The 9,511-nt window shown below is 73.9% G+C and carries 12 protein-coding genes; 8 read left to right on the plus strand and 4 right to left on the minus strand.

Going from position 1 to position 9,511, the window contains the following annotated elements:
• The first annotated feature begins 22 nt into the window (after nt 1-22).
• On the plus strand, nt 23-1,315 hold the full coding sequence (locus BKE38_RS03505; RefSeq protein WP_420014294.1) for an NCS2 family permease: 1,293 nt from the start codon (nt 23-25) through the stop codon (nt 1,313-1,315).
• A gap of 39 nt (nt 1,316-1,354) precedes the next feature.
• On the opposite strand, the gene BKE38_RS03510 is transcribed toward BKE38_RS03505, so the two are convergent.
• Together BKE38_RS03510 and BKE38_RS03515 are read right to left on the minus strand one after the other, a co-directional pair.
• Nucleotides 1,355-1,567: a hypothetical protein gene (locus BKE38_RS03510; protein ID WP_076955985.1), complete on the minus strand. Its 213-nt coding sequence runs from the start codon at nt 1,565-1,567 to the stop codon at nt 1,355-1,357.
• Between the two features lie 2 nt (nt 1,568-1,569).
• Nucleotides 1,570-1,749: a hypothetical protein gene (locus BKE38_RS03515; RefSeq protein WP_076955986.1), complete on the minus strand. Its 180-nt coding sequence runs from the start codon at nt 1,747-1,749 to the stop codon at nt 1,570-1,572.
• Nucleotides 1,750-2,144: 395 nt separating this feature from the next.
• Between BKE38_RS03515 and BKE38_RS03520 the strand changes: the two genes are divergently transcribed.
• The 4 genes from BKE38_RS03520 (at nt 2,145) to BKE38_RS03535 (ending at nt 5,054) form a co-directional block, all read left to right on the plus strand.
• Nucleotides 2,145-3,203: a sensor histidine kinase gene (locus BKE38_RS03520; protein ID WP_165694098.1), complete on the plus strand. Its 1,059-nt coding sequence runs from the start codon at nt 2,145-2,147 to the stop codon at nt 3,201-3,203.
• Nucleotides 3,200-3,586, plus strand: a complete 387-nt coding sequence (locus BKE38_RS03525; protein ID WP_076955988.1) for a response regulator — start codon at nt 3,200-3,202, stop codon at nt 3,584-3,586. The genes BKE38_RS03520 and BKE38_RS03525 overlap by 4 nt, the downstream gene beginning before the upstream one ends.
• Nucleotides 3,586-4,353, plus strand: coding sequence for a Crp/Fnr family transcriptional regulator (locus BKE38_RS03530; RefSeq protein WP_076955989.1), 768 nt, complete (start codon nt 3,586-3,588; stop codon nt 4,351-4,353). The genes BKE38_RS03525 and BKE38_RS03530 overlap by 1 nt, the downstream gene beginning before the upstream one ends.
• Nucleotides 4,354-4,487: 134 nt before the next feature.
• Nucleotides 4,488-5,054 (plus strand): hypothetical protein, encoded by a 567-nt coding sequence (locus BKE38_RS03535; RefSeq protein ID WP_076955990.1) that lies wholly within the window; start codon nt 4,488-4,490, stop codon nt 5,052-5,054.
• 12 nt (nt 5,055-5,066) lie between these two features.
• On the opposite strand, the gene BKE38_RS03540 is transcribed toward BKE38_RS03535, so the two are convergent.
• Nucleotides 5,067-5,681, minus strand: a complete 615-nt coding sequence (locus BKE38_RS03540; protein ID WP_076955991.1) for a GNAT family N-acetyltransferase — start codon at nt 5,679-5,681, stop codon at nt 5,067-5,069.
• 84 nt (nt 5,682-5,765) lie between these two features.
• On the opposite strand from BKE38_RS03540, the gene pdxR reads away from it, so the two are divergent.
• The 3 genes from pdxR (at nt 5,766) to BKE38_RS03555 (ending at nt 8,954) form a co-directional block, all read left to right on the plus strand.
• Nucleotides 5,766-7,307 (plus strand): MocR-like pyridoxine biosynthesis transcription factor PdxR, encoded by a 1,542-nt coding sequence (gene pdxR / locus BKE38_RS03545; RefSeq protein WP_076955992.1) that lies wholly within the window; start codon nt 5,766-5,768, stop codon nt 7,305-7,307.
• 68 nt (nt 7,308-7,375) lie between these two features.
• A complete protein-coding gene (locus BKE38_RS03550; RefSeq protein ID WP_076955993.1) occupies nt 7,376-8,257 on the plus strand; it encodes an ornithine carbamoyltransferase in 882 nt (293 codons plus the stop codon).
• 55 nt (nt 8,258-8,312) lie between these two features.
• Entirely contained in the window at nt 8,313-8,954 is a 642-nt protein-coding gene (locus BKE38_RS03555) for an HAD family hydrolase (protein ID WP_076955994.1), read from the plus strand.
• Nucleotides 8,955-8,957: 3 nt separating this feature from the next.
• Here the strand turns inward: BKE38_RS03555 and BKE38_RS03560 are convergent.
• Nucleotides 8,958-9,511, minus strand: a 554-nt coding sequence (locus BKE38_RS03560; protein WP_207553477.1) for a DNA glycosylase AlkZ-like family protein, incomplete at its 5' end; no start/stop codon positions are given.

Here is a 9,511-nt window from a genome sequence, read left to right on the forward strand (position 1 = left end):
CGCACCGATCAGGAGTCGCATCTTGGAGCGCTATTTCGGCCTTGCCGCCCTGGGCAGCTCGCCGCGCCGCGAGGGCTTGGCCGGCCTCGCGACCTTCATGACCATGGCCTATATCATCGTGGTCAACCCGGCGATGATGTCGGATGCCGGCATCGATGCCGGCGCCGCCTTCGTCGCCACCTGCCTGTCGGCGGCCATCGGCTCGGCGATGATGGGGCTCTGGGCGCGCATGCCGGTGGCCATGGCGCCGGGCATGGGGCTGAACGCCTTCTTCGCCTATACCGTGGTGGGCGGCATGGGCATGCCCTGGCAGGTGGCGCTGGGCGCCGTCTTCCTGTCCGGCCTGCTGTTCTTCCTGGTCTCGCTGACCCGTTTCCGCGAATGGCTGATCGTCGCCATCCCGATGTCGATGAAGCTCGGCATCGGCGCCGGCATCGGGCTGTTCCTCGGGTTGCTCGGGCTGCGCGGCATGGGGATCGTGGTGGACAGCACAGCGACCCTGGTCACCCTCGGCCCGCTGTCCAACCCGACCACGCTGCTCTCCTGCCTGGGCTTCCTGCTGATGGCCGGGCTGGTGGCGCGCGGCATCAGCTCCGGCATCGTCATCGGCATCCTGGTCGTCGCCGCGCTGGGCATTCCGCTGGGGCTGACGGAAATCCGCGGCATCGTCTCCATGCCGCCCTCGCTGGCGCCGAGCTTCTTCCAGCTGGACATCTGGGGCGCGCTGACCCTGCCGGGGATGCCGGCGGTGGTCTTCACCTTCTTCCTGCTGACCCTGCTGGACGATGCCGGCACGCTGATCGCGACGACGCACCGCGCCGGGCTGATGCGGCCGGACGGCACGGTGCCCGGGCTCGGCCGCGCGCTGCAGGCCAATTCGGGCGGCGCGGTGATCGGCGCCGTGCTCGGCACCTCGACCGCCGTGCCCTATATCGAGAGCGCCGCCGGCATCCAGGCGGGCGGCCGCAGCGGGCTGACCGCCCTGGCCGTCGCCGCGCTGTTCCTGGCCGCGCTGTTCTTCGCGCCGCTGGCCACCAGCATCCCGGCCTTCGCCACCGCGCCGGCGCTGCTGCTGGTCGCGGGGATGATGGCGCAGTCCTTGCGCGACCTCGACTGGGACGATGTCACCGAATACCTGCCGGCGATGATCACGGCGCTGGCCATGCCCTTCACCTTCTCGATCTCGACCGGGGTGGGCTTGGGCTTCGTCGTCTATGTGGTGCTGAAGCTGGCCACCGGCCGCATCGCCCAGATCAACGGCGCGGTCTGGGTGCTGGCCGCGCTCTCCGTGCTGGAATTCGCGCTGCACGGCTGAGGAATCGGAAAGGGCGGCCTTGCCGCCGCCCTTTCGCCGTCAGTGCTTCTGGCCGCCCTTGTCGGCGGGATTGGCGCTGTGGTGGCTGTCGCGCTCGCCGCCGCCGCCGGAGACCTTGCTCTGCCGCCCGTTGGTCGGGCTGTCCGGATCGCGGCGCTCGGCGGCGCGCTCCGCCTCGCTCTGCATCGCGCGCTTGGCGCTGCTGCCGGGCCCGCCCGAGGGCGCGTCCTTGTCGTGCTCGCCTCGGCTCATGCTCAACGATCCTGCTGGTGGCCCTGGTGGCGCGTGTTCTGCGCCAGGTTCTGGCTGCGGCCCTGCGCCTCCTGCTCGGCGGCGCGGCGCTCCTGGCCGGCGGCCTCGCGCGGGGCGGTCTTGTCGCCCTGCGGGGCACGGTTGGCCGGTGGCACCGGCGGCGGATGGGCATTCGAGCTCATGGCATTCCTCCCGGTTCTGGCGCGGCGCGGTGGCCGCGCGGGGTGACCGGGAAGCAACCGGCGCGCGACGCCGCGGTTGCATCACAGGGCCTCGGCTGTGTCGCAAGGGGAAGTCGAGCCCGGCCGCGTCGCCGGCATCCTTCAAATAAAGGATGGCGCGACCGTCCGGAAAGCTGGGCGGAGTTCACGCCAGCGGCCGGCCCTGCCTGATGTCGCGTCTGCCGCGAGGCTGGATTGCTGCGTTGCATTTGCGCTGAACTGCCCAGCCCCCGGCGAATTCACACGCAAACCTTAACATAGGTTGTTGCTGCCCCTGCCGCCTTGCGGCAATCGCGATGGTTCGAGCGGCATCCTGGCCGTGGGGCGGCGTCGTCATGGGAGGAGATCAAGGCTGCATGACGCTCCCCGCGCCTGACATGAAGGCGCTGCCGCCGGCTGCGGTGGCGGCGCTGATGCATCATTCCCCGGCGCTGCTTTTCCTGGCCGATGGCGAGGACCTGGCCTGGCGCTACGTCACCCCGCGCTTCGCCACCCTGACCGGCGCCGCGGTCGAGGCGGCGATGGCCGCCGGCTGGCGCGACTTCTGCCACCCGCTCGACCTGCAGGCGCTGCTGGCCGCATGGGCGGCGCGGCCGGAGGGCGAGGGCCTGGCCCGGCCGCTGCGGCTGCGCGCCGCAGCCTCCCCGGACTCCGGCGCGCCTGAGGCCTGGCGCCGTTTCGACTGCCTGATCGAGCCGGCCCTTGGCGGCGGCTGGGCGGGCAGCCTGACCGACGCCCAGGCGCGGCACGACGCCGCCGCCCGCCAGGCCCGCCTGCTGCTCGAGCTGCGCCGCCGCGCCACCGGCGGGCTGGCGCTGATCCGCTCGATGGTCAGCCGCACGCTGGAGGCCAGCGAGGACCTGTCCCATTTCGCCGCGCATCTCTCCGGCCGGCTTGGCGCGCTCAGCCGCATCCAGCTGCTGCTGGCCCGCCGCGGCGACGCCCTCGCCTCCCTGGAAGAGATGGTGCGCGAAGAACTGCTGGCGCAGGAGGTGCGCGAGGCCGCCGCCATCGAGGTCGACGGGCCCGAGGTGCTGCTGCCCGACAGCGTCGCCGCGGCGCTCGGCCTGGCGCTGCATGAGCTGGCGGTGAACGCCGCCAAGTTCGGCGCGCTGTCGCGGCCGCGCGGCCGCATCGCGGTCACCTGGAAGCGCCTGCCGCCGCGCGGCGAGCAGCCCGAGCGGCTGCAGCTGCGCTGGCAGGAAAGCCCGGGCAGCGAGCCGCCGGTCGACCCGGCGGCGCGCCATCTCGGCTTCGGCCGCGAGCTGCTCGAGCAGGGCCTGCCCTATGAGTTGGATGCCGTGACCCGCCTGGATTTCCTGGTCGATGGACTGCGTTGCGAGATCGTCTTCCCCCTGCCCACGGCGCCGGCGCCGCTGTTCTTCGATGACGCCGACAAGGGCGGCGTGTCATGAATGACCTGACCCAGACCCGCCTGCTGGCCGGCCGCGCCATCCTGGTGGTCGAGGACCAGTACGTCATCGCCGAGGAGCTGGCGCAGCTGCTGCTGCAGCTGGGCGCCCAGGTGATCGGCCCCTTCGCCCGGGTCGACATCGATCTCGCCGCGCAGCCGCGGCCGGATGCGGCGCTGCTCGACATCCATCTGCGCGGCCGTCCGGTCTTCGCCCTGGCCGACCGGCTGCGCGCCGAGGGCGTGCCGCTGCTGTTCCTGACCGGCTACGACGCCTCGGTGCTGCCGCCGGCCTATCGCGACCTGCCCTGGCTGTCGAAGCCGGTCGATGCGCGCCAGCTGGCCACCGCGCTGGCCGGGCTGCTGGGCGCTGGGGAGGCTGGCTGATGCTGCCGGTACGGCTCCATCCGGGCGGCAGCGAAGGTCCGCCGCCGGGCGCCGAGGCGCAGCCGCTGCAGCGCCGGCTGGGCCGGCTCGCCAGCCTGTCGCCGGCCGAGATGGCGATGATCGCCGAGGCCTGCCGCGGCCCGCTGCGCGAGCTGCCGGCGCGCGGGGAGATCCATCCCGAGGGCGCCTGCCCGCCACCGGCGGCGCTGGTCTCCGGCTGGGCGTGCCGCATCCGCATGCTGGCCGACGGGCGGCGGCAGATCGTCGCCTTCCTGCTGCCCGGCGACCTGATCGGCCGGCCGCCGCCCTGCCTGCCGGCGCCCTGCGCCGCGCTGGCGCTGACCCGGGTGCTGCTGGCCGATGCACAGCCGCTCTTCGCCGCCGGCTTCACGGAGCATCCGCCGACCCAGACCGGGCTGGGCCGGGCGCTGCGCGCCGCCGAGCTGCAGGAGGAGGTGCTGCTGCGCGACCAGGTGGTCCGCCTGGGCCGGCAGACCGCCTATGAGCGGCTGGCCAGCCTGCTGCTGGAGCTGCGCCAGCGGCTGGAGACGGCGGGGCTGGCCCAGCAGAGGGGCTTCGCCCTGCCGTTGACCCAGGAGGTGCTGGCCGACGCCCTGGGCCTCAGCGTCGTGCACGTCAACCGCACGGTGCAGCAGATGCGGCGTGACCGGCTGATCGAGCTGCGCGGCGGCCAGGTGATCATCCTGCAGCCCGAGGCGCTGCGGTCGGTCGCCGACTGGCAGGACATCCCGGGCCTGCGCGACTAGTCCCCGCACGTTTCGGCGAGCATTCCGCAAAACTAACAAGAGTTAAAGCCACGCCGGCGGCACCCGTGCCAGCCTCGCGTTGCCATGATCAAGCACGAGAAGCGGCGCGAGCAAGCGCCCGGCGGGAATGCGGCATGAAGTCCTATGTCCCGCCACGCCCCTGGCCCGCGCGCCAGGCGGCGACCGGCCGCGCCAGGGAGGCGACCGGGTCCGAGGAGGCGGCGCGCCAGGCGGCCCTGCTGACCGGGCTGCGCCGCGCGCATTGCAGCCTGGAGGCGCTGGGCCAGGCCCTGCCGGGCTGGCAGCGCCTGGCGCATGCGCCGGGGCTGGCCGCGCAGCTGGCGATGCTGGAGGCGGTGGCGGCCGAGGCGCTGCACCGCATCGACTTCATCCTGTCGCGCCTGGACGAGCCGAGCGAGGCCGGGGGCGCAACCGTCCCCGGCTGGATCGCTGCCGCCGAGCTGGCCTATCCGAAGGATGCCGAGGATGGCAGCGACGCCACCCTGGCGGCGCTGGCGCATTGGGCGCTGGGCCGGCTGGCGGCGCGCGGCCTGGCCCTGGTCACGCTGGCGCATGAGGCCGGCGAATACCAGGCGGCGCATCTGCTGCGCCTCTCGGTCGAGGAGGGGCGCGCCGCCGCGCGTGGGCTGGTGCCGCATCTGACGCCGCGGCGCACGCTGTCGGCGCCGCGGCTGCATTAGGTCCGGCAAGGCTCAGCGGGGTTTCTCCAGCTGCCAGGTCAGGTGCGAGCGCACCGTCGGCCATTCGCTGGAAATGATGCTGTAGACGCAGCTGTCGCGCAGCGTGCCGTCCTTGGCGCGCTGGTGGTTGCGCAGCACGCCGTCCAGCCTGGCGCCCAGCCGCTCGATGGCGCGGCGGCTCTGGTGGTTCATGAAATGCGTGCGCAGCTCCACCGCCAGGCAGTCCAGCGCCTCGAAGGCATAGCCGAGCAGCAGCAGCTTGGCCTCGGTGTTCAGCCCGCTGCGATGCGCCGCCCGCGCATACCAGGTCGAGCCGATCTCCAGCCGCGGCCCGGCGAGGTCGATGTTCATGTAGGTGGTCTGCCCGACCACCCGGCCTGAGCGCCGGTCGATCACGGTGAAGGGCAGCATGGCGCCTGCTTCCTGCAGCGCCAGGCGGCGGGCGATCTCGGCCGCCATGGCCTCGGGCGCGGGGACGCTGGTGTACCAGAGCCGCCACAGCTCGCCGTCGTGGGCGGCGTCGCAGAGCGCGTCGTGATGCCCCGTCGCAAGCGGGACCAGCGCGACCAGGTCGCCCTGCAGGGTGACGGGCTGCAAGGGAAGCGGGGCGAGCGGGGTGGCAGCCATGGGCAAGGATCTCCTGGGGGCTTTTCCCCTAGCCCTGACTGGCCCCATCCCCTAGGACCACTTTTTGACCCGCGATCAGTCCACATGCCCCGTCCGCCGGCTCCGCCGCTCTGGAACAGCTTTTCCCTCGACCCCGCCAGCAGGCTGTCGCGGCAGGAGCAGATCGTCCGCCATGTCCGCCAGGCGGTGCTCTCCGGCGCGCTGCGGCCCGGCGACCGGCTGCCCTCCAGCCGGCAGCTGGCGGAGGAGCTGGGCCTGGCGCGGCAGACCGTAGTGCTGGCCTTCGACCGGCTGCTGGCCGACGGCTTCCTGGCCATGCGCGCGGGTGCGGGGACCTTCGTGCCGGCGGCCCTGCCGCTGCCGGAGCCGGAAGCCGCCCCGGCTACCGGCATCGGCACCGGCACCGGCACGGGCCCGGCGCCCCGGCTTTCCGCCCGCGGCGCGGCGATCAGCGCCCTGCCGCTGACGCCGCTGCGGCGGGAGCCGGGGCTGCTCGCCCCTGGCCTGCCGGCGCTGGAAGGCTTCCCCTGGGCGGTCTGGGCGCGGCTTTCCGCGCGGCTCTGGCGCGGAGCAGCGCGCAGCCATCTGGGCTATTCCGACCCCGCCGGCCTGCCGGAGCTGCGCCAGGCCATCGCCGCGCATCTGGGCGCGACCCGCGGCCTGGTCTGCGACGCCGGCGACATCGTCGTCACCTCCGGCTCGCAGCAGGGCATCGACCTGGCGGCGCGGCTGCTGCTGGACCCGGGCGACGCCGCCTGGGTGGAGGACCCCGGCTATGTCGCCGGCCGCAGCGCGCTGGCCGCCGCCGGCGCCCGGCTGGTCCCCGTCCCCGTCGATGCCGAGGGCATCGTCGTCGCCGAGGGCCGCGCCCGCGCGCCGGAGGCCCGCCTCGCCCTGGTCTCGCCGGCGCACCAGTATCCGCTGGGGGTGGGGATGTCGCTGGCGCGACGGCTGGCGCTGCTCGACTGGGCGGCGCGGTCCGGCGCCTGGATCGTCGAGGACGATTACGACGGCGACTTCCGCTATGGCGGCGCGCCGCTGCGGCCGCTGCGCGCGCTGGGTGCCGGCCAGGCCGAGCGCTCGGTGCTGCATCTGGGCACCTTCGCCAAGATCCTGGCGCCGGGGCTGCGGCTGGGCTTCCTGGTGGCGCCGCGCGGCACCGCCGAGGCCTTCACCGCCGCCCGGGCGCTGACCGACCGCCAGCCGCCGGGCCCCCCCCAGGCGGTGCTGGCCGCCTTCATCGCCGAAGGGCATCTGGCCGGGCATCTGCGCCGCATGCGGGCGCTCGCCGCCGAGCGGCGCGCGGCGCTGCTGGCGGCCCTCGAGCGGCATGCCGCGGAGGCGCTGGACTGGGGCGGCGCCGGGCCGGAGATGGGGCTGCACCTGGCCGCCCGGCTGCGCGGTGCCGCCGCGCCCGGCTTCGACCGCGCGGTGCAGGAGGCGGCGTGGGCGCGCGGGCTTCAGGTGCCCGCGCTCAGCCGCTATGCCGTGGCGCCGGACGGCCCGCTGCAGGGCCTCGTCCTCGGCTACGGCACCACGCCGACCGCGCAGATCGACGGCGCGGTGCGGCGGCTGGTCGCGGTGATCACGGCGCTGCGTCGCCATCGCGGTCCGCATCCGGGCTGACGCCGCGCGGCGGCCAGGGCAGAATGGCCGCGCCCAGGGTGTTTTCCACCCCGGGCGGAGGAGCCGCCATGTTCCCGCTCGCCGACCGCGACCTGCTCGCGCTGGACGACCTGCCGCCCGACCAGCTGATTGCCATCCTGGAGCGCGCCGTCGAACTCGCCCGGCTCTGGACCGCCCGCCGCATGCCGCAGAGCCTGGCCGGCCGCCGCCTGGCGCTGGTGGTGAACGATGGCGGCTGGCGCAACACATCCGCCTTCGACCTGGGCATCCAGGCGATGGGCGGGCTCTGCGTGCAGGCGCCGCTGCGGCTCGACCAGCGCGAGGCGGTGGCCGACCTCGGCGCCTATCTCGACAACTGGTTCGACGCGGTGGTCTGCCGGGCGCCGGCGCTCTCCACCCTGCGCGCCCTGGCCGATGCGGCGGTGGCGCCGGTGATCAATGCCCGCACCCGGCAGAACCACCCCTGCGAGGTGCTGGGCGACCTCGCCTGGTATGCGCAGCGCCATGGCGGCATCGGCGGCATCACGGTGGCCGTCCTGGCGCCCGAGGCCAATATCCTCGGCTCCTGGGTCGAGGCGGCGGCGGTGCTGCCGCTGCAGGTGATCCAGGTCTATCCCGAACGCTGGCACCTGCGCGGCGCCGGGCGGCATGCGGCCTTCCGCGCCACGGCGGATCTCGCCGCGCTGCAGGAGGCGCAGATCATCGTCACCGACTGCTGGCCGGAGGGCGTCGCCGCCGGCGACGACACCCTGCTGCGCTACCAGGTTTCCGCCAGCCTGCTGGCCCGCCTGCGCCCCGACACCGAGTTCCTGCCCTGTCCCCCGGTGACGCGGGGGCAGGAGGTGACGGCGGATGCCATGCAGCATCCCAGCTGCCGCGCCGTCCCCGCCAAGGCTTTTCTTCTGCATGCCCAGAACGCGCTGCTGGAATGGGCCTTCGGCCGCTTCTGAGAAAGCTTCGTGACAGCCCTGGAGCGACGCGCGGCGGCGTGCTTGAAGCCGGCGCATGACCATCGCTGCCGTGATCTTCGACATGGACGGGCTGCTCTTCGACAGCGAGCGGCTCGCCTGCCAGTCCATCCTCGCCAGCATGGCGGCGGCCGGGCATCCCTATACCCAGGCGGACTTCCTGCAGCTGGTCGGCCGCCCGTGGAGCGTCAACCGCGCGGGGCTGGCCGAGCGCCTGGGCCCCGCCGTGGATATCGAGGCGCTGCGCCAGGACTGGCACGCCCGCTACGCGCTGCTCTGCGAGGAGCTGGCGCTGAAGCCCGGCGTGCTGGCGCTGCTCGACCGGCTGGATGCGCTGCGGCTGCCGCGGGCGATCTGCACCTCCTCCAGCCATGCCGATGTGGCGCGCAACCTGGCGCTGCACGGGCTGGCGCCGCGCTTCGACGCCGTCATCGCCGCCGGCGACTATCCGCGCGGCAAGCCGGCGCCGGATCCCTTCCTGGCCGCCGCCGCGCGGCTCGGCATCCCGCCGGAACGCTGCCTGGCGCTGGAGGATTCGCATAACGGCGTGCGCGCGGCGGCCGCCGCCGGCATGCGCACCGTCATGATCCCGGACATGCTGCCGGCGGACGACGCCATGCGCGCGCTGTGCCACGCCGTGCTGCCCGACCTGCACGCGGTCTGCGCGCTGCTGGACTGACGATCAGCCGCCGAACAGAAAAGTTTCGAACCGGGCGAGCTCGGCGGCCAGGGCATTGTCAAAAATCTTGGCCCGCGGCCGTGCTTCGGCGAAACCGAACTCCGGCTGCAGGCGGTTGTCGACGACCGAAAGATTAACCCAGCCGATGACGCGGTCGGCCCAGAGCAGCGGCAGCGCGTAATAGCCGAAGCGGCGCTGCGGCGGCGGGGTATAGGCCTCGAAGCGGTATTCCCAGCCCCAGAGATGCGCGAAGCGCCGGCGGTCCCAGACGATCGGGTCGAAGGGCGCCAGGATGCGGACGTCGCGCGGCACGACAGGGTTGTCGTCGAGGAAGCCGGCGGGCCAGGCATAGCGCTCGCCCTCGATCTCGGCCTGGTCCATCAGCCCTTCGCGCAGCAGGTCGGCCAGCACCGGGGGCAGGGCGCCCAGCCCCGGATTGCGCCGCGCCATCAGCTGCAGCGCGCCGCGCAGGCTGGGCAGCGGGGCGGGGGCCAGCAGGCGGGCCAGCAGCAGCACCGCCTGGCGGGCGCGCTCGGCGGCGGGCAGCGGGGCTGCGT

Origin of the sequence: Teichococcus deserti, assembly GCF_001982615.1 — a bacterium.
In the GTDB taxonomy this organism is placed as follows: Bacteria; Pseudomonadota; Alphaproteobacteria; order Acetobacterales; family Acetobacteraceae; genus Pseudoroseomonas; species Pseudoroseomonas deserti.